At 72.8% G+C, this 22,452-nt stretch carries 16 protein-coding genes, 3 tRNA genes and 1 pseudogene; 9 read left to right on the forward strand and 11 right to left on the reverse strand.

Translation table 11 applies throughout. The features are described from left to right. Positions 1–220: 220 nt before the first annotated feature. The 4 genes from DRB96_RS28230 to DRB96_RS28240 all read right to left on the reverse strand — a co-directional run bounded on the left by DRB96_RS28230 (position 221) and on the right by DRB96_RS28240 (position 4,518). Positions 221–2,641, reverse strand: a complete 2,421-nt coding sequence (locus DRB96_RS28230) for a DEAD/DEAH box helicase (protein WP_112451006.1) — start codon at positions 2,639–2,641, stop codon at positions 221–223. A gap of 259 nt (positions 2,642–2,900) precedes the next feature. Beyond that, entirely contained in the window at positions 2,901–3,464 is a 564-nt protein-coding gene (locus DRB96_RS43250; RefSeq protein WP_162688763.1) for a hypothetical protein, read from the reverse strand. A 191-nt stretch (positions 3,465–3,655) separates the two neighbouring features. Then, entirely contained in the window at positions 3,656–4,030 is a 375-nt protein-coding gene (locus DRB96_RS28235; RefSeq protein WP_112451007.1) for a CrcB family protein, read from the reverse strand. Then, positions 4,027–4,518 carry a CrcB family protein gene (locus tag DRB96_RS28240; protein WP_112451008.1) on the reverse strand — a complete coding sequence of 164 codons (492 nt, stop codon included), beginning with the start codon at positions 4,516–4,518 and terminating at the stop codon, positions 4,027–4,029. Before DRB96_RS28240 ends, DRB96_RS28235 begins: the two co-directional genes overlap by 4 nt. A 92-nt stretch (positions 4,519–4,610) precedes the next feature. Between DRB96_RS28240 and DRB96_RS28245 the strand changes: the two genes are divergently transcribed. From DRB96_RS28245 to DRB96_RS28260, 4 genes are all read left to right on the forward strand, one after another. After that, the gene (locus DRB96_RS28245; protein ID WP_112451009.1) at positions 4,611–4,961 is read left to right on the forward strand and encodes a metallopeptidase family protein; all 351 of its coding nucleotides are present in this window, start codon (positions 4,611–4,613) and stop codon (positions 4,959–4,961) included. A gap of 109 nt (positions 4,962–5,070) precedes the next feature. Then, positions 5,071–5,143 (forward strand) — tRNA-Glu (locus tag DRB96_RS28250). 39 nt (positions 5,144–5,182) lie between these two features. Further along, positions 5,183–5,256: transfer RNA gene (locus DRB96_RS28255), tRNA-Asp, on the forward strand. 22 nt (positions 5,257–5,278) lie between these two features. Then, positions 5,279–5,352: transfer RNA gene (locus tag DRB96_RS28260), tRNA-Phe, on the forward strand. A 48-nt stretch (positions 5,353–5,400) separates the two neighbouring features. Here DRB96_RS28260 and DRB96_RS28265 read toward each other — a convergent pair. Together DRB96_RS28265 and DRB96_RS28270 are read right to left on the reverse strand one after the other, a co-directional pair. Continuing rightward, entirely contained in the window at positions 5,401–6,240 is an 840-nt protein-coding gene (locus DRB96_RS28265; RefSeq protein ID WP_112451010.1) for a cytochrome c biogenesis CcdA family protein, read from the reverse strand. Beyond that, positions 6,237–6,995 (reverse strand): DsbA family protein, encoded by a 759-nt coding sequence (locus DRB96_RS28270; protein ID WP_112451011.1) that lies wholly within the window; start codon positions 6,993–6,995, stop codon positions 6,237–6,239. The genes DRB96_RS28265 and DRB96_RS28270 overlap by 4 nt, the downstream gene beginning before the upstream one ends. 337 nt (positions 6,996–7,332) lie before the next feature. Here DRB96_RS28270 and DRB96_RS28275 point away from each other — a divergent pair. The 4 genes and pseudogenes from DRB96_RS28275 to DRB96_RS28290 form a co-directional block, all read left to right on the forward strand. Continuing rightward, positions 7,333–8,115 (forward strand): annotated as a pseudogene (locus tag DRB96_RS28275) (ATP-binding protein); the annotation flags it as partial. Then, entirely contained in the window at positions 8,115–11,240 is a 3,126-nt protein-coding gene (locus DRB96_RS28280; RefSeq protein WP_112451013.1) for a poly(A) polymerase, read from the forward strand. The pseudogene DRB96_RS28275 and the gene DRB96_RS28280, both read left to right, overlap by 1 nt. Before the next feature lie 392 nt (positions 11,241–11,632). Then, positions 11,633–13,798: a discoidin domain-containing protein gene (locus tag DRB96_RS28285; RefSeq protein ID WP_112451014.1), complete on the forward strand. Its 2,166-nt coding sequence runs from the start codon at positions 11,633–11,635 to the stop codon at positions 13,796–13,798. Positions 13,799–13,927: 129 nt separating this feature from the next. Continuing rightward, complete coding sequence (locus tag DRB96_RS28290; protein WP_112451015.1) at positions 13,928–15,001, forward strand: DUF1996 domain-containing protein; 1,074 nt, start codon at positions 13,928–13,930, stop codon at positions 14,999–15,001. Between the two features lie 231 nt (positions 15,002–15,232). Here DRB96_RS28290 and DRB96_RS28295 read toward each other — a convergent pair whose 3' ends face one another. The 5 genes from DRB96_RS28295 to DRB96_RS28315 all read right to left on the reverse strand — a co-directional run bounded on the left by DRB96_RS28295 (position 15,233) and on the right by DRB96_RS28315 (position 20,913). Continuing rightward, the gene (locus DRB96_RS28295) at positions 15,233–16,150 is read right to left on the reverse strand and encodes an NADP-dependent oxidoreductase (RefSeq protein ID WP_112453769.1); all 918 of its coding nucleotides are present in this window, start codon (positions 16,148–16,150) and stop codon (positions 15,233–15,235) included. 154 nt (positions 16,151–16,304) lie between these two features. Beyond that, on the reverse strand, positions 16,305–17,714 hold the full coding sequence (locus DRB96_RS28300) for a GH1 family beta-glucosidase (RefSeq protein WP_112451016.1): 1,410 nt from the start codon (positions 17,712–17,714) through the stop codon (positions 16,305–16,307). Beyond that, positions 17,711–18,595: a carbohydrate ABC transporter permease gene (locus tag DRB96_RS28305; protein WP_112451017.1), complete on the reverse strand. Its 885-nt coding sequence runs from the start codon at positions 18,593–18,595 to the stop codon at positions 17,711–17,713. Before DRB96_RS28305 ends, DRB96_RS28300 begins: the two co-directional genes overlap by 4 nt. Next, complete coding sequence (locus tag DRB96_RS28310; protein ID WP_112451018.1) at positions 18,588–19,583, reverse strand: sugar ABC transporter permease; 996 nt, start codon at positions 19,581–19,583, stop codon at positions 18,588–18,590. Before DRB96_RS28310 ends, DRB96_RS28305 begins: the two co-directional genes overlap by 8 nt. Positions 19,584–19,593: 10 nt before the next feature. Further along, entirely contained in the window at positions 19,594–20,913 is a 1,320-nt protein-coding gene (locus tag DRB96_RS28315; RefSeq protein ID WP_112451019.1) for a sugar ABC transporter substrate-binding protein, read from the reverse strand. 195 nt (positions 20,914–21,108) lie between these two features. Here DRB96_RS28315 and DRB96_RS28320 point away from each other — a divergent pair, with 195 nt between their 5' ends. Continuing rightward, complete coding sequence (locus DRB96_RS28320) at positions 21,109–22,431, forward strand: ROK family transcriptional regulator (RefSeq protein WP_112451020.1); 1,323 nt, start codon at positions 21,109–21,111, stop codon at positions 22,429–22,431. Positions 22,432–22,452 lie beyond the last annotated feature (21 nt).

Here is a 22,452-nt window from a genome sequence, read left to right on the forward strand (position 1 = left end):
GCGAGCGCCGCCAGCGTGCGCGCGCGTGCGCGTGTTCGTTTCATGATTCCGCCCCCAGAACGCGGGGGCCCCACAGCAGCGGTGTTCCACCGGCTTTGCCGTGCCCCCCACTGCAAAGTCCCGGGAGCGTAGCAAGAACGCGGACAGGGCCCTTACGACGGGTGTCGTAAGGGCCCTGTCAGGCACTCAGCCGCTCAGTTCAGCGGCTGCGGCTCGCTGATCAGTCGTTGCGCTTCCAGCGGGGCTTGTCGTCGCGGCGGCCGAAGGAGGAGCCACCGGTCGAGCCGGAGCCGGAGGGGCGGTTGTCGTCGCGGCGGCCGTACGGACGGTCGCCGCCCGAGGGGCGGTCGTCGCGGCGGAAGCCGCCGCCGGTGGGGCGGTCGTCGCGGCGGAAGCTGCCACCGGTCGGACGGTCGCCACCGGAGCGGAAGCCACCACCGGAGGGACGGTCGCCACCGCGGTCGTCACGGTTGAAACCACCCGAGGGGCGGTCGTCGCGGCGGAAGCCACCACCGGTCGGACGGTCGCCACCGCGGTCGTCACGGTTGAAACCACCCGAGGGGCGGTCGTCGCGGCGGAAGCCACCACCGGTCGGACGGTCACCGCCGGAGCGGAAGCCACCACCGGAGGGACGGTCACCGCCGGAGCGGAAGCCACCACCGGACGGACGGTCACCGCCGGAGCGGAAGCCACCACCGGACGGACGGTCACCGCCGGAGCGGAAGCCACCACCGGACGGACGGTCACCGCCGGAGCGGAAGCCACCACCGGACGGACGGTCGCCACCGGAGCGGAAGCCGCCACGGTCGCCACCACGGTCGTCACGGTTGAAACCACCGGAGGGACGGTCACCGCCGGAGCGGAAGCCACCACCGGACGGACGGTCGCCACCGGAGCGGAAGCCGCCACGGTCGCCGCCACGGTCACCACGGTCGTCGCGACGGTTGTCGCGGCGCTCGTAGTTGCCGCGGTCGTCACGGCTCTGGAACGCGGGGCGCTCCTCGGCGACCGGCGCGGCCGCGGCGGCAGCCGCGACCTCGGCCTCGGCGGCCTCGGCCACCTCGGCGACAGCGGCCTCCGGGTCCTCGCCGCGCTCGCGCGCGGAGCGGGCGACCAGGCGGTCGGACTCCTCGCGCAGCTCGACGGCACGGCGCGACAGGCGCTCCAGCTGCTTGGTGAGGTCGGCGACCTCGCGCTCGGCCTGCTTCGCGGCGTTGTTCGCGGAGTCGGCCTGGACCTGCGTCAGCGAACGGGCACCGGTGATCTCGGCGACCTCGGGGTCGAAGGCGCCGACGCCCTGGACGATGTGGCGCGAGGCGTCGACGCCCGCGTCCTCCATCAGGCGGAAGATCTGGCGGCGCTGGTGCGGGAGCGCCAGCGACACGACGACACCGGACTTGCCGGCGCGGGCGGTACGGCCCGAGCGGTGCAGGTAGTCCTTGTGGTCACCGGCCGGGTCCACGTTCAGGACCAGGTCGATGCCGTCGACGTGGATGCCTCGGGCGGCGACGTCGGTCGCGACGAGCGCGTTGACGTAGCCGTCCTTGAAGTCCGCGAGGACGCGGGTACGGGCACCCTGCGTCATGCCGCCGTGCAGCGCGTCGGCCTTCACGCCGGCCTCGATGAGCTGCTCGGCGATGCGGTCGGCGCCCAGCTGGGTGCGGACGAAGATGATGGTGCGGCCCTTGCGGGCGGCGATGGCGGCCGTGACCGGCGCCTTGTCCTTCGGCTTCACGACGAGGACGTGGTGCGTCATGGTCGTGACGTTGCCCTGCGCGCTGTCGACCTCGTGCGTGACGGGGTTGGTCAGGTAGCGCTTGACCAGGGTGCCGATCTCGTTCTCCATGGTGGCGGAGAAGAGCATGCGCTGGCCGCCGCCGGGGATCTGGTCGAGCAGCTCGGTGACCTCGGGCAGGAAGCCCAGGTCGGCCATCTGGTCGGCCTCGTCGAGGACCGCGACCTGGACGTTCGCCAGGGAGCAGGCGCCGCGGTTGATGATGTCGCGCAGACGGCCCGGGGTGGCGACGAGGACGTCGACACCGCGCTCCAGGGCGAAGATCTGGTTGCTCATGGAGGTACCGCCGCAGACGACCTTCATCTTCAGGCCGAGCACGTCGCCGTAGGGCTGGAGGGCGTCCGCGACCTGCATCGCGAGCTCACGCGTCGGCGTCAGGATGATCGCGCGGGGCTTCTTCTTCTCGGTGTGGCCGCCGGCCAGCAGGGCCAGGGTCGGCAGACCGAAGGAGAGGGTCTTGCCGGAGCCGGTGCGGCCTCGGCCGAGGATGTCCTTGCCGGCCAGGGCGTCCGGGATGGTCGCGGCCTGGATCGGGAAGGGCGCGGTGACGCCGTTCTGGGCGAGCTTGCGCACGATCCCGTCCGGCAGACCGAGGTCGCCGAAGGTCAGGGTGGGCTCGGCGTCGGCGTCGTCCGCCTCAGCGTCGGCGTCGTCGTCGAGGTCGGTGGTGGAGTCCTCGAAGGACTCGCCGGACTCGCCGGTCGCCACGTCGGCCTCAAGGGCCTCGATGATCTCGTCGGCGACTACGGCCTCGATGGCCTCGGTGACCGCGAGGGTCTCGGCGTCGACGATCTCGTTGGAGTCGTTCTCGGGCATGACGGAACGGTCAGAACTGGAAATGGACATGCGAAATGCGAAACCTTCCGGAGTCTCGGCACGCGCCCAAACTCCGTGAATCGCAAATCGACCGCCTCAATGCGGTCAGCCACGGTTGGGGAGAGTACGCGCCACGCGGCGCTCTTCGGAGTCGGCGCCGGGCAATGGGATCAAACGATCTATAACCATACGCACCCTCCCCCGGGTCTGGCAAGTCTCCTCCCCAGAAGGGCCTCTGACCTGCACAAACGCAATCCGCCCCGGAGGAGCGCCACGGGCCGACGCAGCCCTACGACCCCCCGCCGGGCGCTCCGCTCGGCTCCTGCTGCGGAGGCTGCGTCGGCTGCGTCGGCGGTGTGGGATCCGTCACGGGCGGCGGTGAGACCGGCGGGGTCGGAGTCGGCGGCTCCGGGGTCGGGGAGCCCGGCTGCCCGCCCCCGGAGCCACCCGCTCCGCCCGAACCGGACCCGCCGGTCGGCGGCTGCTGGGGACCCTGCCCGCCCGCGCCGCCGCCCGGCCCGGCCGACGGCGAGGGGGCCCCGGGCGGACCCGCCGGTGCGCCCGGGCTGGGCGAGGCCCCGGTCGCGCCGGAGGCCTTGCCGGGCTCTCCCGGCCTGCCGTCCTGGTTCCCCGTACCGTCCTTGCCGCCGTGCCCGCCGCGCACGGTCCCGGCGCCCTTGCCGGACGAGGAGCCGCCGGACTTCCCGCCCTGGGCCCCCGCCGAGGAGGACGGCCCGGGCTGTGCGGCGTCGTCGCCGACGCTCATGCAGCCCGCCGTCGCCGCCACCGCGAGCGCGGCGACCGCCAGTCGCAGGGGGCGAAGGGAGCGCGGGGGGCGGAGGGAAGCGGACAACTGGCGCACGGGGCACCTCCGGAACGCAGGCAAAGGTCCGCGGTGAGCGGGTCAATGTGCCCAACTCCCTTTGCCCCGTAAGAGACACGCTCCAGCGGGGAGAAGGGCCCTGCACCACCGGGCCGGACACCGGGCCGGACACCGGGCCGGACACCGGGCCGGACACCGGGCCGACCGCCGGGCGGCCCGCCTCAGGCGAACAGCTGCCGCGCCACCTGGAAGCCGAGCGTGACCCCGCCCAGCCCGACCAGCACCGAGCCCGCCGCGTTCACCGCCGCGAGGAACCCCCAGCCCCGTTCCGCCAGCCGCAGCGTCTCGTACGAGAACGTCGAGTACGTGCTCAGCGCCCCGCACAGCCCCGCCCCCAGCAGCAGGCTCAGCCGCGAGGAGGCCGCGCCGTCCAGCACCGCCCCGGTCAGCGCGCCCAGCACCAGGCAGGCGGCCGCGTTCACCGTGAAGGTCCCCCAGGGGAAGACCGAGTCGTGCCGCGCCTGCACCGCGCGGTCGGCCAGATAGCGCAGCGGCGCGCCCACGGCCGCGCCGAGGACCACCATCAGCCAGTTCACCGGCGCCCCCGCGCCCGCGCCCCGCCGTCGCCCACCGCGCGGCGCGTCAGCCGGGCGGCCGCCCACACCGCGCCCAGCGCGCCGGCCACCGTGAGCCCGGCGTACGCCAGCGCGGTCCCGGCCTCACCGGCGTCGAGCAGCCGCGCGAAGTCCACCGCGTAGGTGGAGAAGGTGGTGAACCCGCCGAGCACCCCGACCCCCGCGAAGGGCCGTACGAGGGGGTGCGCCGACCGGCCGCCCTCGCTGATCAGCACCATGAGCACGCCGATGAGCGCGCAGCCCGCCACGTTCACCCAGAAGGTCCCCCACGGGAAGCCCCCGGGCCCGGCCGGCCACAGCAGCGCGACCCCGTACCGCGCCGAGGCGCCCACGGCTCCGCCGGCCGCCACGGCCGCCAGCACCCGGCCCCGCGGTTCGGCGCGCTGCGCCGGGACGTGGAGGTCGACGTCCGGGTCGATGGCCTCGGAGCCCTCCGGCGGCCGGGTCATCCCCGGGCCGCTTCGCATGTCGCCACCGGGCCATTCTCGCCCGTCGTGTCGCGACCCGCCTCGATCGGCCGCCGACACGGGAGAATGACCACGTGCTGGAGATGACGCGAGACGCGTTCGAAGAGCTGGTGGCCGAAGCCCTGGACTCGATCCCCGAGGAGCTGACCCGGGTCATGGACAACGTGGCCGTGTTCGTGGAGGACGAACCCGCCGCGGACGACCCCGACCTGCTCGGCCTCTACGAGGGGACCCCGCTCACCGAGCGCGGCGAGTGGTACGCCGGGGTCCTGCCCGACCGGATCTCGATCTACATGGGCCCGACCCTGCGCATGTGCGAGACCCCCGAAGAAGTCGTCCACGAGGTGGCCGTGACCGTGGTCCACGAGATCGCCCACCACTTCGGCATCGACGACGAGCGGCTCCACGAACTCGGCTGGGGGTGACGCTGGCGCGACCCGCGGGCGGCCCCGGAAACCGTTTTGGCGATCCCCGCCGGGATCCCATATGCTTCTCACGTCCCCGACGCGCTGGAAAGCGCCCGGCGGGCCTTTAGCCCTCATCGTCTAGTGGCCCAGGACGCCGCCCTTTCAAGGCGGTAGCACGGGTTCGAATCCCGTTGGGGGTACGCATTACCGTGTGCGAGACTTGTGCTCGCACATTGCAAGGACCTGTGGAGCAGTTGGTTAGCTCGCCACCCTGTCAAGGTGGAGGTCGCGGGTTCAAGTCCCGTCAGGTTCGCTGAAGCCGGAAACGGTTTCGTGGCTGGGTAGCTCAGTTGGTACGAGCGATCGCCTGAAAAGCGATAGGTCGCCGGTTCGACCCCGGCCCCAGCCACTGGATACGAAGAAGGCCCCGTCCATCGGACGGGGCCTTCTTCGTCGTTCACTCCCCTTCGGCGCCGACCGTCCGCGCCCGCCGGCGCCACTGCGCCAGTCCCGCACCGGCCGCCACCAGCGCGACCGGCCCGAGCAGCATCCAGTCCGGGACCCCGTCCGCGACGGACCGCACCCACTGCTCCACCGCGAACGAGTCGTCCACGTCCAGCAGCCCCGGCAGCGCGCTCGCCCCGTCGAAGACCAGGAACATCGCGCCGAGCACGATGAAGAACAGCCCCGAGGCGAGCGAGGTCGTGTGCAGCTCGAAGCGGCCGGCCGAGAAGGCCCGGCCGCGCAGCCAGCGCCGCCGGCCCAGGTCGAAGCGCTCCCAGAGCAGCGCCAGCGCGAACAGGGGCACGGCCATGCCCAGCGCGTACACCGCGAGCAGCAGGCCCCCGTAGACCGGGCTGCCGCTGACCGCCGCCACCGTGAGGACGCTGCCGAGGATGGGGCCCGCGCAGAAGCCGGCCAGCCCGTAGACCGCGCCCAGCGCGTACACCGACAGGGCGGTGGTCGGCCGGATCCTCCCCGAGAGCTCCGAGATCCGCTTCGGGGCGAAGCCGAGGCCGAGGATCTGCGCGAGCCCGAGCGCGATGATCAGCCAGCCGCCGAAGAGCACGAGCCCGTCGCGGTTGCCGTGGAAGAACCGCCCGGCGTACGAACCGGCCGCCCCCAGCGGTACGAGGGTGCTCGCGAGGCCCGCGTAGAAGATCCCGGTGCGCGCCAGCAGCCTCGACGCGGAGTCGATCGAGTAGGCGAAGAACGCGGGCAGGAGCAGGGCGCTGCACGGGCTGAGCAGCGCGAGGAGGCCGCCCAGCAGGGCGGCCAGGTATCCGATGCCGTTCACTTCGCGGCCGCCTGCGCCTGCGCCTTGGCCCGGGCGATGGCCGCGGCGAAGGCGTCCGCCGGCTGGGCTCCCGCGATGGGCTGCCCGTTGACCAGGAAGGACGGGGTGGAGGTGACCCCGATGCGGTAACCCTCCTCCTGGTCCTTGGCGAGCGCGGCGGCGGCCTGCTCCCCCGCCATGTCCTTCTTGAACCGCTCGAGGTCCGGTACGCCGGCCTCGCGGGCCAGCTCGGCGAGCCGCTCCCCGCCGAAGCCCTTCTCCTTCGCCCCCTCGGCGTACGCGGCCGCGTGGAACTGCTGGAAGCGGTCCTGCTGCCCCGCCGCCCAGGCGGCCTTGGCGGCGGCCTCGGAGTCGGCGCCGAAGATCGGGAAGTTGCGCCACTCGATGCGCAGGGTGCCGTCCTCGACGTACTTCTTCACCAGCTCGGGCTCGGTGTCGCGGGCGAACTTGCCGCAGTAGCCGCACTTGAAGTCGGAGTACTCGATCAGCACCACGGGGGCGTCGGCGCGGCCGACGGCGAGCTTGTCGCCGGACTCGCGGCGGGCCAGCGCCTTGAGCTGCGCGGCGGGATCGGCGGAGGAGCCGGCCTCGGGCGCGGAGGCGGAAGAGGACCGGGCGCGGGTGTTCTCGGGCGCGGTGGCCTGCCAGGAGGCGAGGCCGAGGGTGACGGCGGCGACGGCGACACCGGCGGAGATCAGCAGGGGCTTGCGGCGGGAGGAGGAAGAGGAGGAGGAGGAAGAAGGGGAAGGGGACATGCGGGAGCTCCAGAGCTGTACGGGAAGGGGGCGGGGCGGACCGGGCGGCTGCGGCCGGTCCTCCTAGACCCGCATCACGGACAGCTCCAGCGGGGACGGCGCCGGCTGGTCGGGCCCGCGTACGAGGACCCGTACGGGTATCGCGTGCGACGCGGCCGCCCCCTCGGGCCCCGGCCCCACGGGCGGAGCCTGTGCCTGGTCCGACCCAGCCCGCGCGGGCAGGGCCGGCACGCCGTCGTGCCCGGGGGCCCCGGGAGCGCAGGCGGGCCCGGGGCCCCCGGGCACGACGGCTGTCTCATATATCCATCTCCGCGCCCACGAGACTAGGGGCGAGGCGGCGGGGGCCGGGGCCGGCGCGGCGGCCGGGGAGGCGCGCGAGTGCGTCGAGTGGTCCGCGCTGCACGCCGAGGAGGCGGGACTGCTCGGGCCGGCGCCGCTGGAACCGCTGCGGGCCGGGCTGCGCGAGGCCCTGGCCGGCGCCGGGATCGGCGACGGCGACGTGGCCGACCGCTGCTGGGCACAGGCCCGCGAGGCCCACGGGCAGGGCAGGCTGACGACCCCCGAGCAGGCGGTGGCCGCCACGTGGCGGTGGCGGGACGGCTCGTCCTACCCCCGGCTGGTCCAGCTCTGCGGACCCTCCGGCAGCGGGAAGAGCACGTACGCCCGGAGCCTGCCGGGGGTGGAGGCGTACATCGCCCTGGACGACCTGCGCGCGGCGCGCGGGGCCCGCTCGGACCAGCGGGACAACGCGGACGTGCTCCGCGAGGGCCTGGACCGGCTGGACTCGGCGCTGGCCGCGGCCGCGCCGCGCGGCGGCACGGTGGTCTGGGACGCCACCTCGCTGACCGGGCAGCAGCGCGGGCTGGCGGGGGCGGTCGCGCGGCGGCGCGACGCGCTGGTCACCCACGCCGTGGTGCTGGCCGGGGAGGCGGAGCTGCTGCGCCGCAACGCGACGCGCGCGCATCCCGTACCGGCCGAGGTGCTGGCCTCGCAGCTGCGCCGGTTCGCTCCGCCGTATCCCGGTGAGGCGCACCGCACTTGGTACATCGGGACGGACGGAACGGTCGAGGACACGGCGGGAACGTCGGCGAGCGCCGGCACGACGGGCGGGGGACGCTGATGCGCACCAGCGAGGAGCTCTACCACCAGGTCCGCTGGGACCCGCGGTTCGATCCGGCGCGCTTCACCCTCGGCCTGCTCCAGCGCGGAGCCGCGCCGAAGCGGGTCCCGCTGCCCTCCTTCGTGCCCGGCGGCGACATCCCCTGGCACCGGGTGCTGTTCGTGGAAGCCGACGGCGTGCTCGTCTGGGACCGGGCCACGGGGGTCGACGTCATCGACAGCACCCCGGCCGGGCGGGCCCGCGACCCGAGGCTGCTGCGCGCGCCGTTCTTCACCGCGCGCACGCCGTACGCGTGGGACGCGGCGGCGGACGGCGGCGCGTGGCTCCCGGCGCCCGAGGGCGGCTCCTCCCCCGGCGCGGGCCCGGCGCGGGTCCGGCTGCTGACGTGGAACACGCTGTGGGACCGGTACGACGCCCCGCGCATCGCCACCGCGCGGCGCCGGCCGCTGCTGCTCGCCGACCTGGCGGCCGCCGACGCCGATGTGATCGCGCTCCAGGAGGTGGAGCGCGAGCTGCTCGGGATGCTGCTCGCCGAGCCGTGGGTGCGGGCCGGCTACACCGTCGCCGCCGATCCCGGCGGGCGCGAGGTGGAGATGAGCGGGCTGCTGGTGCTGAGCCGGCTCCCGGTCAGGGAAGCGGGCGTGCACGTGCTGGGCCCGCACAAGGCGGTCGTCGCGATCACGGTGGACACCGCGGACGGGCCGCTGATCGTCGCGGCCACGCACCTGACGAGTGATCACACCGAGCGCGGGGCCGACCGGCGCGAGGCCGAACTGACCCGGATGTCAGAGGGTTTGGCCGGAATCGACGCGGCCGACGTGGCGCTGCTCGGCGATTTCAACGACGGCCGCTCGGGGGCCGACGGGCCGGCGGCCGCGCTGGGGCTGCGGGACGCGTGGAACGAGGTACACGGGCCGGCCGACGCGACGCCGACCTTCGATCCGGTCGCCAACCCGCTCGCGGCGGTGGGTTCGCTGTCGGGGCGGGCCGCGCGGCTGGACCGGATCCTGCTGCGGTCGGCGACGGCCCGGGTGGCGGGCGCCGCCCTGCGCGGCGACTCCCCTTCCCCGGACGGCCTGTTCGTCTCCGACCACTACGGGGTCGAGGCCGCGCTGGAGTTCGGGGCGATGGACGCGGGCGGCCGCGCGGCGACCCTGGACGTACGGTCCACGGCGCGGACGGCGGTGGCGTGGACGCCGCCGCACGACGCGGCGGTGGAGGCGCTGCGGCGGGAGCACGACCCGCAGGCGGGGCGCTGGCCGGCGCACGTGAACCTGCTGTTCGGCTTCGTGCCCGAGTCCTCCTTCGCCCGGGCGGTACCGCTGCTGGCCGAAGTGGCGGCGGGGACGGCGCCGTTCACGGCGCGGCTGGAGGGCGTGCACAGCTTCGACTCGACCCTGTGGCTGGACCCCGCGGCGGCCGGCGACGCCCCGTGGCAGGAGCTGCGGCGCGCGCTGGCGCTGCGGTTCCCCGGGTGCCGGGGCCGGGGCGAGGGCTTCACCCCGCATCTGACGCTGGGCCGCTGCGGGGACCCGCTGCGGGCGGAGCGGGAGTTCGCCGCCCGCCTCGGCGGCGGGCGCTCGGCGCGGGTCGGCTCGCTGACGGTGTTGTCGCGGCGCGGCGACGGGCCCATGGAGGTCAGGGCCACGGTGGAGCTCGGCACGGGCGAAGTCCGGTGGGCACCGGAGCCGGCCCGCCCGGCCCGCCCGGCCGGCGCGACCGGCCAGGACGGCCAGGACGGCCCGACCGGCGCGATCCGCCCGACTGGCCCGACCGGCCAAGACGGCCCGCCCGGGCAAGACGGCCCGCCCGGGCAAGACGGCCCGCCCGGCCAGGACGGGCCGCAGCCCGCGCGGCCCGCCGCCCCGGCCACCGCCGTGCACGGAGCCGGGACTGACCTGCTCGCCGCCGTGGCGGAGTCCGTCGCGGAGCGGATCGCGGCCGCGCTGCCGGAGGGGTTCGTGTACGTGGCCGGCTCGCGGCGGATGGGCTGCGCGCTGCCGGACGCGGACCTGGACCTGGTGGCGGCGCTGCCGGGGACCTGCGGCATCACGGAGGTACGGGCACGGGTGTGCTCGGCGGTCCCGGAGGCGGAGCGGGTCCGGGAGGTGACCGGCGCGCGGGTGCCGGGGCTGCGGCTGCGCGTGGCGGGGCTGGACGTGGACCTGGTCGTGGTCGCCACCGGGCCGGTCCCGCCCCGGCAGGCGGTGGCCCGCCGCGCGGAGCTCGGCGAGGCGGCGGCGGTGGCCCTGAGCGCGGTGGGCGACGCGGACGCGGTACGGGCCCGCGTGGGCGCGGAGCACGCGGCGTTCGCCCGGTTGGCGCGCGAGGTGAAGGCCTGGGCCCGCTCCCGGGGACTGGACTCGGCGCCCTTCGGCGGCCTCCCGGGCCTGGCCTGGGCGGTTCTGGCGGCCCACACGGTCCGTGCGGCCGCCGACCTCTCCCCCGGCCCCCTGCTCCGGGAGTTCTTCGCGACCTGGGCCGCCTGGGACTGGCGTACCCCCGTGGCCCTGCCCCCGGCTCCGGCCGCGGGCGGCGCCACCGGGTCGGCGGACCGCCCGGACGCCCCGTACGGCGAAGCGACCGAGGGCGGGGCGGACGGCGGCGGGGCGACCGGCAGCGGGGCAGCCGGCGGTGGTGCGGCCGACGGCGGGGCGGTCACCGTCCTCACACCCTCCGCGCCGGTCCGCAGCTGCACCACCCAAGTGGGGCCCGGTATGAGGGACTTGCTCGGCCGTGAGCTGTACGCCGCGTGGGAGGCGCTGGAGGACGGCGCCGACGGGGACACGCTCGCCGGTCGCCCGCCCCTGCACCGCCGGCACGCCGCCTGGGCGGTGGTCACGGTGACGGGCGCCGCCCCCGGCGACTTCGAGGAGAACCTCGGCCGGACGCGCGGGCGGCTGCGTGCCCTGCTCGGCACGCTGTCGCAGGCGGGCTTCGAGGACGTGCACGCCTGGCCCCGCCCGTTCGAGCGGACCACGACCTCGGCCCGCTTCGCGATCGGCCTCGGCGCCGATCCGCCGGACGAGGGCTCCCTGACGGCCCTCACCGCCTCCTGGTCGGCGACCCTCCCGGGTACGGAGGCGGCCCGGGCGGACTGCGGCGCCGTCCCCGACCTGCCCTGACCCGACCCGCCCTGACCCGGACAGCCCTGACCCGGCGATCCCAAGGCGTGTACCACCTCGCCCGTGTCGACAAGAAACGAACACACGGCAGCTCCTGAGCACCCGTCGGGCCCCACGCTCCGAACGTACCGGGGAGTCCCGGGCCGAGCTCCGCCCCGCCGTAGCGGGCACGGCGAGACGGAGCGGTCAGAGCATCAGTACAGTCCTGCGAAGTTTTTTCGTCAACACTTTTCACAAGGATTGAAGAAACTCCAAGTTCACAGGCCTGATGCGTGTGTGACACGTCATTGGATCTTCAGTTCATGAACGCTCAAACCCTTGACGGCCTCGGCCCCGGGCAGTTCACTCACGCTTCGATCCCCCCGGATCCACGACGTCAGGAGTCGTCCCGCATGCCCCTCCTCTCCGATCACCCCCCGCGCCCCTCGCGGTTGACCGTCGCGACCCTCGCGGCCGCGCTGGTCGCGGCCCTCCTCGTGTTCCTCCCGAGCACCGCCGCGACCGCGGCGCCCACGCTCCTCTCGCAGGGCAAGCCCGCCACCGCCTCCTCGGTCGAGGGCGCCGGCACCCCCGCGTCCGCCGCCGTGGACGGCAACAACGGCACGCGCTGGTCGAGCCAGTTCTCCGACCCGCAATGGATACAGGTCGACCTCGGCGCCCCCGCCCAGCTGAGCCAGGTCGTCCTGCGCTGGGAAACGGCCGCCGCGAAGGCGTACCGCGTCGAGCTGTCCACCGACGGCACCAACTGGTCCACGGCCTACTCGACGGCCAACGCGACCGGCGGCGTCCAGACCCACGACATCACCGGCACCGCCCGCTACGTCCGCGTGTACGGCACCCAGCGCACCACCGGATACGGCTACTCGCTCTGGGAGTTCCAGGTCTACGGCACCACCGGCAGCGGTCCGACCCTGCCCGGCGGCGGCGACCTCGGCCCCAACGTGATCGTCTTCGATCCGTCCACGCCGAACATCCAGGCCAAGCTGGACGAGGTCTTCGCCCAGCAGGAGTCGGCCCAGTTCGGGTCCGGGCGCTACCAGTTCCTCTTCAAGCCGGGCACCTACAACGGCCTCAACGCCCAGATCGGCTTCTACACCTCGATCTCCGGACTCGGCCTGAGCCCGGACGACACCACGATCAACGGTGACGTGACCGTCGACGCGGGCTGGTTCGGCGGCAACGCCACCCAGAACTTCTGGCGTTCGGCCGAGAACCTCGCCCTCAACCCGGTCAACGGCACCGACCGCTGGGCCGTCTCGCAGGCCGCGCCGTTCCGCCGGATGCACGTCAAGGGCGGACTCAACCTGGCCCCGTCCGGCTACGGCTGGTCCTCGGGCGGCTACATCGCCGACTCCAAGATCGACGGCCAGGTCGGCAACTACTCGCAGCAGCAGTGGTACACCCGTGACAGCTCCATCGGCGGCTGGTCCAACGGCGTCTGGAACCAGGTCTTCTCCGGCACCGTGGGCGCCCCGGCGCAGAGCTTCCCGGAGCCCCGCTACACCACCCTGGACACCACCCCGGTCTCCCGGGAGAAGCCCTTCCTCTACCTGGACCGCTCCGAGTACAAGGTGTTCGTCCCGGCCAAGCGCGTGAACGCGCGCGGCACTTCCTGGGGCAACGGCGCCCCGCAGGGCACCTCGGTCCCGCTCAGCCAGTTCTACGTCGTCAAGCCCGGCACGAGCGCCGCGACGATGAACCAGGCGCTGGCCCAGGGCCTGCACCTGCTCTTCACCCCGGGCGTCTACCACGTCGACCAGACCATCCAGGTCAACCGCGCCGACACCGTCGTCCTGGGCCTCGGCCTCGCCACCGTCATCCCGGACAACGGGGTGACGGCGATGAAGGTCGCCGACGTCGACGGCGTCAAGCTCGCCGGCTTCCTGATCGACGCGGGCCAGCTCAACTCCCCGTCCCTGCTGGAGGTCGGCCCGGCCGGCACCACCACGGACCACGCGGCGAACCCGACCACCGTCCAGGACGTCTTCATCCGCGTCGGCGGTGCCGGCGCCGGCAAGGCCACGGTCGGCATGGTGATCAACAACCACGACACGATCGTCGACCACACCTGGATCTGGCGCGCCGACCACGGCGACGGGGTGGGCTGGGAGACCAACCGCTCCGACTACGGCTTCCGCGTCAACGGTGACGACGTACTGGCCACCGGCCTGTTCGTCGAGCACTTCAACAAGTACGACGTGGAGTGGAAGGGCGAGCGCGGCCGGACGATCTTCTTCCAGAACGAGAAGGCGTACGACGCCCCCAACCAGGCCGCCGTCCAGAACGGTTCGATCAAGGGCTTCGCGGCCTACAAGGTCGCCGACTCGGTGAACACCCATGAGGGCTGGGGCCTGGGCAGCTACTGCTACTACAACGTCGACCCGACGATCCGCCAGGACCACGGGTTCCAGGTGCCGGTCAAGCCCGGAGTGAAGTTCCACGACATCCTCGTCGTCTCGCTCGGCGGCAACGGCCAGTACGAGCACGTCATCAACAACACGGGCGCCCCGACGTCGGGTACGTCGACGGTCCCCTCCACGGTCGTCTCCTTCCCCTGATCACCCCCTGACCCCCGGTTCGCGGGGCGGCCACCGGCCGCCCCGCGTTTTCCGGGCCATCTGAGAGAGCGCTCTCCAGCGCCTCTCGGGCCCCCACGGGCACCACCCACACAAAGGAGCCGCAACACCATGAAACTCCGACCGCGGGCCTTGTCGGCCCTCCTGGTCTCGGCGGCCGTAGCCGTGACCGCGGCCGCCGGACTCGGCGCCACCGCGCTCACCGCGCAGGCGACGCCCGACTCCGGCAGCATCCACATGAACATGGACCACTCCGCCGTGGCGGCGCTCGCCGGGGGCGACGACCCCGACGGCGACGGCTACATCCCGGCCGTGCCGCAGGTCACCGGCGTGACCCCGTCCTGGAACAACCCGCCGGACCGCTACTTCCACGAGTTCCAGGCCAACTGCGCGGTCACCAAGACCGCACCCGACGACCCGATCGTGTACGCGGGCCGGCCCGGCGCCTCGCACGACCACACCTTCATGGGCAACACCGGCACGGACGGCAACAGCACCACCGCCTCGCTGAGCGCCGGCGGCACGGCCTGCACCGCGGTCGGCGACCTCTCCGGCTACTGGATGCCGACGCTCTTCAACGGCAGCCAGAAGGTCCTGCCCACCGGCCCCCAGGTCATCTACTACAAGACCGGGGTCACCGACTACACGAGCGTGCGCCCCTTCCCCAAGGGTCTGCGCTTCCTCGTCGGCAGCCCGACCCAGACCGCGGCGGAGTTCCGCGGGCACAAGGGCTGGGTCGAGGGCTGGGAGTGCGGCGACAGCTTCAAGAACACCGAGTTCCCGGCGAACTGCCCGGCCGGCACCCAGCTCAACATCCGTATGCAGTCGCCCAGTTGCTGGGACGGCAAGAACCTCGACACGCCCGACCACAAGGCGCACATGGCCTACCCGGTCACGAAGCCGGGCAACAACGACAACGTCTGCCCCGCCTCCCACCCGGTCGCGGTCCCGATGGTCGAGTTCAAGATGGCCTTCCCGGTCAGCGGGGACATGTCGCAGGTCAGGCTGGCCAGCGGGTCCGGCCACTCCTTCCACTACGACTTCTTCAACGCGTGGGACGAGCGCACGCTCAAGGCCATGGTCGACCAGTGCATCAAGGGCGGCCTGCAGTGCAACAACCGCGGTTTCGACCAGTACCACCCGGAGGCCGGCACGGTGCTCGGCCCCGACGGCCGCCTGCCGTAGCGCCGGCCGTGGCCGTCCCCCCGGTCGCCGACCCGGGCGCCCACGCCGGCCAAGGGTGACGGCGGGATCGACGACTTCGACATCTGCGCGTCGGGCCGGTACGTACGGCTCCCCGTGACCCGGCGGGGAACCGGTTGCGGCAACTCCCCGTTCCACCCGCCCACCCCGCGCGCCGCCCGGTCCGACCGGGCGGCGCGCGGTCGCGCGTTCGCGGCCGCCCGCCCGCCCCGCTCAGACCTCCAGGACGATCTTGCCTGCGGTGTGTCCGGCCCGGCTCAGCTCGAAGGCCGCCGCCAGTTCCGCGAGCGGGAAGGTCTCGGCGACGGTGACGGTGAGCTGCCCGGAGTCGGCGAGGCGGCCCAGCTCGGCGAGCTCGGCGCCGCTGGGCCGTACCCACATCCACTGGCCGTCGGCGCCGAGGACGGTGTGGTCGGCGATGGAGGCGTGCCGTCCCCCTTCGGCCAGCACCGCGAGGGTGCTGTCGAGGACGCCGCCCACGAAGTCGGCGACGACGGTGACCCCGTCGGGCGCCAGCTCGCGGACCCGGCCCGCGAGGCCGTCCCCGTACTCGACGGGCTCGCAGCCGAGCGCGCGCAGCCGGTCGTGGTTGCGCGCGGAGGCGGTGCCGATGACCCGGGCGCCGAGCGCGCGGGCGATCTGCACGCCGAGGGTGCCGACGCCGCCGGCCGCACCGTGGACGAGGACGGTGTCCCCCTTGCCGGTGTCGAGGCGGGTGAGCAGCTGGTAGGCGGTCAGGCCCGCCAGGGGCAGTCCCGCGGCCTGCCGCCAGTCCAGGGAGGCGGGCTTGTGCGCGAGGGCCCGTACGGGCACGGTCACGAACTCGGCGAAGGTCCCGCCGTGCACGTAGTCCTTGCGGGCGTAGGCGATGACCTCGTCGCCGGCCGTGAACTCGGGGGTGTCGATGCCGACGAACTCCACGGTCCCAGCCACGTCCCAGCCGGGGACGACCGGGTGGACGACGTCCATGAGGCCGTCGAGGCCGCCCGCCATGATCTTCCAGTCGACGGGGTTGACGGAGGCGCAGCGGACGCGGACGAGGACCTCGCCGGGACCCACCTTGGGGACCGGGAGCCGGATCTCGGAGAGCACCTCGTTCCCGCCGTACGTCTCGTACGCCATCGCCCGCATGGTGCCCTCTGCCTCTTCGGACATGCGCCTCGCCTCTCCCTGAACCGGTGGTGCCTGGCCCCTTCTCCATCCCACCACGAAATGCCGCGCCCGCCCGGGGAGGACGGGCGGGCGCGGCGCGGCGGAGCGGGCGGAGCGGGCGGAGCGGGGTGGGCTACAGGGCCCGGTGGGCGGCGATCACGTCCGCGTAGTGGCGGCCGCTGGTCTTGACCGTGCGCTCTTGCGTGTCGTAGTCCACGTGGACCAGGCCGAAGCGCTTGTCGTAGCCGTAGGCCCATTCGAAGTTGTCGAGGAGGGACCAGGCGTAGTAGCCGGCCAGCGGTGCGCCGCGGCGGGCCGCGCGGGCGCAGGCGGCCAGGTGGGCGGTGAGGTACGCGCTGCGCTCGGGGTCGTGGACGCTGCCGTCGGGGGCGATGGTGTCGGGGTAGGAGGAGCCGTTCTCGGTGATGTGGATGCGCCGGGCCCCGTACTCCTCGGTGAGGCGCATGATCAGGGTCTCCAGGCCGTCGGCGTCGACCTCCCAGTCCATTCCGGTGCGCTGGACGTCGGGCCGGTCGATCATCCGGGCGTAGGGGGCGGGGCCGTGCGGGTCGGCGGTGACCACTTGCGGGAAGTAGTAGTTCAGGCCGATCCAGTCGAGCGGGGCGGCGATGGTCTCGAGGTCGCCGGGGCGTTCGGGCAGCTCCACGCCGTAGACCTCGAGCATGTCGGCGGGGAAGCCGCGGCCGTGGACCGGGTCGAGCCACCAGCGGTTGACGTGGCCGTCCATCCGCCGGGCGGCGGCGCGGTCGGCGTCGCTGTCACTGGCGGGCGCGACGGTGGAGAGGTTGTTGACGATGCCGATCTGCGCGCCGGGTGCTGCGGCACGCACGGCCTGGGCCGCGAGTCCGTGGCCGAGGAGCAGGTGGTACGAGGCCCGGACGGCGGCGGTGAGGTCGCTGACGCCGGGGGCCATCCTGCCTTCGAGGTGGCCGATCCAGGCGGAGCACAGCGGTTCGTTGAGCGTGGCCCACTGGGTGACGCGGTCGCCGAGGCGGCCCGCGACGAGGCTGGTGTACGCGGCGAAGTGCTCGGCGGTGTCCCGCTCCGGCCAACCGCCCCGGTCCTGGAGGGCCTGGGGCAGGTCCCAGTGGTAGAGGGTGACGGAGGGTTCGATGCCGGCGTCGAGGAGTCCGTCGATCAGCCGGTCGTAGAAGTCGAGGCCCTTGTCGTTGGCGGGGCCGTCGCCGCCGGGCAGCACGCGCGGCCAGGCGACGGAGAGCCGGTAGGCGTTGGTGCCGAGCTGCCGCATCAGGTCGATGTCGCCCTGCCACCGGTGGTAGTGGTCGCAGGCGGTGTCGCCGTTGTGGCCGCCGTCGATGGCGCCGGGGGTGCGGGTGAAGCTGTCCCAGATGGAGGGGGCGCGGCCGTCTTCGGCGACGGCGCCCTCGATCTGGTAGGCGGAGGTCGCGGTGCCCCAGGCGAAGTCGCGCGGCAGGGCGGCGAGGTCGATGGGGGCGGGGTCGTAGGAGGTGCGGGCGGCGGTGGTCCGGCCCGCGTCGAAACGGGTTTCCGAAAGGGTCATTTGACGGCTCCTGCCGTGAGTCCGGCCACCAAGTACCTCTGGAGCAGCAGGAATCCGGCGACGACGGGGATGCTGACGACGAGCGAGGCGGCCATGATCTGGTTCCAGTAGACGTCGTTCTGCGTGGAGTAGCCCTGCAGCCCGATGGCCAGGGTCCGGGTGGCTTCGTTCGTCATGACGGAGGCGAAGAGGACCTCGCCCCAGGCGGTCATGAACGCGTAGACGGCGACGGCGATGATGCCGGGCACGGCGGCCGGGATGACGACGCGGAAGAGTGCGCCGAGGGGGCCGCAACCGTCCACCGTGGCGGCCTCGTCGAGGTCGCGGGGCACCGAGTCGAAGTACCCGATGAGCATCCAGATGGAGAAGGGGAGGGAGAAGGTGAGATAGGTGAGGATCAGCCCGCCCCGGGATCCGTACAGGGCGATCCCGGTGGTGTTCCCGATGTTCACGAAGATCAGGAACAGCGGGAGGAGGAAGAGGATCCCGGGGAACATCTGGGTGGAGAGCACCGTGACGGTGAACAGGCGCTTGCCGCGGAAGCGGTAGCGGCTGACCGCGTACGCCGCGAAGACGGCGATCACGACGGAGCAGGCGGTGGCCGCGCCGGCCACGATGAGCGAGTTCACGAAGTACTTGGCGAGCGGGATGGTGTGCCAGATGTCGATGTAGGGGCGGACGGTGAGCCCGCTGGGGATCCAGCGGAACTGGCCGGCCACGTCCTTGAGGGGTTTGAGGGAGCTGGTGACCATCACGTAGACGGGCACCAGGACGAAGACGGAGAGGACGGCGAGGAAGAGCGCCCGGATCACCTTGAAAGAGACCGGCGGATCCAGGGGCGACCTCGTACGGGTCCGCGCGCGGCGGCCGTGGTCAGACATCGGACTCCCTCCGTCCCCGTGTCGTGACGAACAGGTAGACGGCGGTGACGAGCAGCAGGAACAGCAGCAGGAGGACGGACATGGCCGATCCGGTGCCGAAGTTCCATGTCACGAAGCTGGATTGGTAGATGTGGATGGAGACGAGGTCGGCCGCCTCGGGTGCGGCCTTGCCGAACAGCACGAAGGGCGTGCCGAAGTCGTTGAAGGTCCACAGGAACAGCACCAGGACCAGGACCTGGTTGACGGCGCTGACCGAGGGCAGGGTGATCCGGCGGATCTGCTGCCAGATCCCGGCCCCGTCCAGGGCGGCCGCCTCGTAGAGGTCCTTCGGGATGTTCTGGAGGGCGGCCATCACGATGAGGAACGCGAACGGCCAGCCCTTCCAGACGGAGATGATCAGCAGTGCCCAGAAGCTGTTGTCACCCAGCAGCCAGAAGGTGTGGTCGGCGCCGCCGAGGCCCAGCTGGTCGTGGATGACGTGGTTCACCAGGCCGTTGTCCCGCTGGAACATGAACGCCCAGGTGATCACGGCCGCGTAGACCGGGAGCGCGTAGGGGATCAGGAACAGCGCGCGCAGGATGCCGCGGCCCCGGAAGGTCTCCTGCATGAACACGGCCGCGGCGGTGCCGAGGAACCAGCACAGTCCGACGGACAGGAGGGTGAACAGCACCGTCGTGTAGAAGGAGTTGAGGAGGGCCTCGCCGACGGGCTTGTTGATGTCGACGGCGAGTTCGTAGTTGTCGAAGCCCGACCAGGGGGCGCTGGACCAGTTCCGGATGAAGAACTGGGTCAGCTGCCGGAAGCTCATCGTGATGCCCATGACCATGGGGATCAGGTGGATGAGCAGTTCGAGGATCAGGGCGGGCAGGAGCAGGAGGTACGGCAGGGCGGCGCGCTTGGCGCGGCCGGGCCGGCGCACGCGTGCGGTCGTGCGCCGGACCTTCCCCTCCGTGGCGACCGGTCTTTCCGCTACGGGTGTCGCAGGCATGGAACGGGTCTCACTTCTGCATCTGCTGCTGGGCCTTGGTGAGCCGCGCCTTGACCGACTCCGCGGTCACCGGGCGGCCGGCCGCGGCCTCGGCGAAGAGCTCCTTGACGGCCGTGCCGACGGCGGTCTCGAACTGCGACTCCTCGGGGACCTGCGGCAGCGGGGCGGCGCTCGTCGAGAGCGTGTTGCGCAGCACGGTGAGGTCGGCGTTGGCGAAGGCCGGGTCGGCCTGGGCGGCCTTGACCGGCGGGATGGACCCGTAGGTCTTGTTGAGGAGCTTCTGCTCCTCGTCGCTGGTCATGAACTTCACGAACTTCAGGGAGCCGTCGAGGTTGTCGGTGTTCTTGAAGACGGCCATGTTGATGCCGGCGACCATGGAGTTGACGTTCTTGCCGGTGCCGGGGGTGCCGCCGGCCGGGACCGGGACGGGGGCGACGCCCCAGTCGCCCTCCTTCATCCCCTGGGTCTTGAAGCTGCTGGCCGCGCTCTGCCACAGGACCATGGCCGTCTTGCCGTTGGCGAAGTCCTGGAGGGACTGGTTCTTGTCGTACTCCGCGTTGCCCGGAGCGATGATCTTGTCCTTGGCCATCAGGTCGACGTACTGCTTGACGGCCTCGACGTTGGCGGGGGTGTCGAAGGTGGGCTTGCCCGAGGCGTCGAAGAAGCTCGCGCCGTGCTGCTGAGAGAAGACGAAGGCCTGGTGGATGTTGTTGGAGAGGTTCGAGCCCTCCGCGCCGAGCGCCCACTTGCCGTCCTTGGACAGCTTCTGGCCGATGGTGACCATCTCGTCCCAGGTGGCCGGGGGCTTCTCGATGCCCGCCTCCTGGAACATCTTCTTGTTGTAGTAGAGCGCGTACGACATCGAGTACAGCGGGACGGCGGCCGGGTCCTTGCCCGCGGCGCCCGCCGAGCCGATGGCGGAGTCGACGAAGCGGTCCTTGCCGCCGATGGCGTCGAAGTTCTTGGCGTCCCAGGGCAGCAGGGCCCCGGTGGCCTGGAGGGACGAGGACCAGGTGTTGCCGATGTTGAGGACGTCCGGGCCCTGCCCGGACGCGGTGGCGGCGAGGATGCGGTTGAGCAGGTCCGACCACGGGACCACTTCGAGCTTGACCTTGATGCCGGTCTGCTCCTCGAACTTCTTCAGCTCCGGGCCGAGGGTCGCCTGGTCCGCCGCGATGTCGGGGCCCTGGTTGGAGGCCCAGTAGGTGAGCTCCTTGGGGGCGGTGTTCGATCCGCCCTCGTTCTCCGCGGATCCGCCCCCGCAGGCGGTGGCGGCTGCGAGCATGGAGACGGTGACGGCGGTGACGGCGACGGCTCGGGTTCTGCGCATGGCGGCTCGGTCCCTTTCGGCAAGGTCGGTAAGAAAGGCCTGCGAAGCGGTGCGAGTACCGGGCCCCAACCCGGTACGGGCGGCCCCGTTTGATCCAGGCCTTAATTTAGGACGTGAGTTAAGCCTCGTGAAAGGGTCGCGTCAAGAGGTCGCGCAGGGGTATGTTGCGATCGATATGAAGGCGGAAGGAGCCACATGACCGCGGGGCGCAGTGGACGTACGGTGCGGGACCTGCGAAGGGGCAACCGCAGCGCCGTGCTGCAGAGGTTGTACTTCGGAGGGCCCATGAGCCGGCAGGAGCTCGGCCCCGCCACCGGCCTGAGCTCCGGATCCGTCAGCAACGTGGTCGGTGAACTCGTCGCGGACGGACTCCTGGAGGAAGCCGGGATCGTCGACTCCGACGGCGGCAGGCCCCGCACGCTGCTGCGGATCGCGCCGGGCAGCGCGCACATGATCGGAATCGACGTCGGCGAAACCCGGGTCAGGGTGGAGCTGTTCGACCTCACCCTCACCGAACTGGCGCGTACGGAGCTCCCGTTGCAGCCGCGCGGCTGCTACGACGTCGGCCCGATCGTCGACCACGTACGGACCGGGATCGCCACCGTGCTCGCGGAGGCGGGGGTCGGCACGGACCGGCTCCTCGGGGTCGGGATCGGCGTACCCGGCATCGTGGACCGCGACGCGCCGGGCGGAACCGTGGTCCACGGGCAGACCATCGGCTGGGACGCGGTCCCGCTCGAGGAACTGCTGCGCGCGACGGGGGCCGTACCGCCCGAGATCCCGTACATCATCGACAACGGCGCGCGCACGCTCGGCCAGGCCGAGATGTGGTTCGGCGCCGGGCGGGGCGCGCGCGACGCCGTCGTCGTGCTCTTCGGCTCCGGCGTCGGCGCGAGCCTGATCACCGACGGCTCCCCGGACGGCGGCGCCACCGAGGGCGCCCCGCTGGAGTGGGGACACCTCACGGTCCAGGTCCGGGGCCGGCGCTGCCGCTGCGGGGCACTGGGCTGCCTGGAGGCCTACACGGGCGCCGAATCGCTGCTGGCCCGGTGGGCGGAGCGCGGGGGCGACGCCGAGGCGGTCGCGGGGGACGAGGAGGACGCCCTGGCCGCACTGCTGGCGGCGGCGGGCGGCGGCGACAAAGTCGCCCTGGAGGTCCTCGACGAGACGGCCGAGTACCTGGGCGCGGGCCTGTCGGACGTGATCAACCTGTTCCAGCCGGAGCGGATCCTGATCGGCGGCTGGGCGGGCCTGATGCTGGGCCCGCACATCCTTCCGGCGGTACGGGAGCACGCGACCCGCTACTCGCTGCGCCACCCGGCCGCCCGGGTCACCATCGAGATGGGCTCGCTCGGCCCGGACGCGGTCACCGTCGGCGCGGCCACGCTCCCCCTGGCGGCCTTCTTCGCCAGGGGCGGCCGCCGCACCCCGCCGGAAGCCCCGACCGAGGCCCCGGGCTGGCAGACGGCCCTGGAGGTCCGCGGCGCGTCCGCCGCTACGGCGACCCGGCAGGCATAGCCGGTGTGCGGGGGGGTTGCC

The organism is Streptomyces sp. ICC1 (assembly GCF_003287935.1).
Taxonomy (GTDB): Bacteria; Actinomycetota; Actinomycetes; order Streptomycetales; family Streptomycetaceae; genus Streptomyces; species Streptomyces tritrimontium.

What these genes read in the sequence shown, in the direction of transcription:
- DRB96_RS28290 (WP_112451015.1), top strand. Translation starts at nt 13,928, where the DNA reads ATGAAACTCCGACCGCGGGCCTTGTCGGCCCTCCTGGTCTCGGCGGCC.
- DRB96_RS28270 (WP_112451011.1), bottom strand. Translation starts at nt 6,995, where the DNA reads ATGTCCCCTTCCCCTTCTTCCTCCTCCTCCTCTTCCTCCTCCCGCCGC.
- DRB96_RS28310 (WP_112451018.1), bottom strand. Translation starts at nt 19,583, where the DNA reads ATGCCTGCGACACCCGTAGCGGAAAGACCGGTCGCCACGGAGGGGAAG.
- DRB96_RS28315 (WP_112451019.1), bottom strand. Translation starts at nt 20,913, where the DNA reads ATGCGCAGAACCCGAGCCGTCGCCGTCACCGCCGTCACCGTCTCCATG.
- DRB96_RS28280 (WP_112451013.1), top strand. Translation starts at nt 8,115, where the DNA reads ATGCGCACCAGCGAGGAGCTCTACCACCAGGTCCGCTGGGACCCGCGG.
- DRB96_RS28240 (WP_112451008.1), bottom strand. Translation starts at nt 4,518, where the DNA reads ATGACCCGGCCGCCGGAGGGCTCCGAGGCCATCGACCCGGACGTCGAC.
- DRB96_RS28320 (WP_112451020.1), top strand. Translation starts at nt 21,109, where the DNA reads ATGACCGCGGGGCGCAGTGGACGTACGGTGCGGGACCTGCGAAGGGGC.
- DRB96_RS28230 (WP_112451006.1), bottom strand. Translation starts at nt 2,641, where the DNA reads ATGTCCATTTCCAGTTCTGACCGTTCCGTCATGCCCGAGAACGACTCC.
- DRB96_RS28295 (WP_112453769.1), bottom strand. Translation starts at nt 16,150, where the DNA reads ATGCGGGCGATGGCGTACGAGACGTACGGCGGGAACGAGGTGCTCTCC.
- DRB96_RS28305 (WP_112451017.1), bottom strand. Translation starts at nt 18,595, where the DNA reads ATGTCTGACCACGGCCGCCGCGCGCGGACCCGTACGAGGTCGCCCCTG.
- DRB96_RS28285 (WP_112451014.1), top strand. Translation starts at nt 11,633, where the DNA reads ATGCCCCTCCTCTCCGATCACCCCCCGCGCCCCTCGCGGTTGACCGTC.
- DRB96_RS28300 (WP_112451016.1), bottom strand. Translation starts at nt 17,714, where the DNA reads ATGACCCTTTCGGAAACCCGTTTCGACGCGGGCCGGACCACCGCCGCC.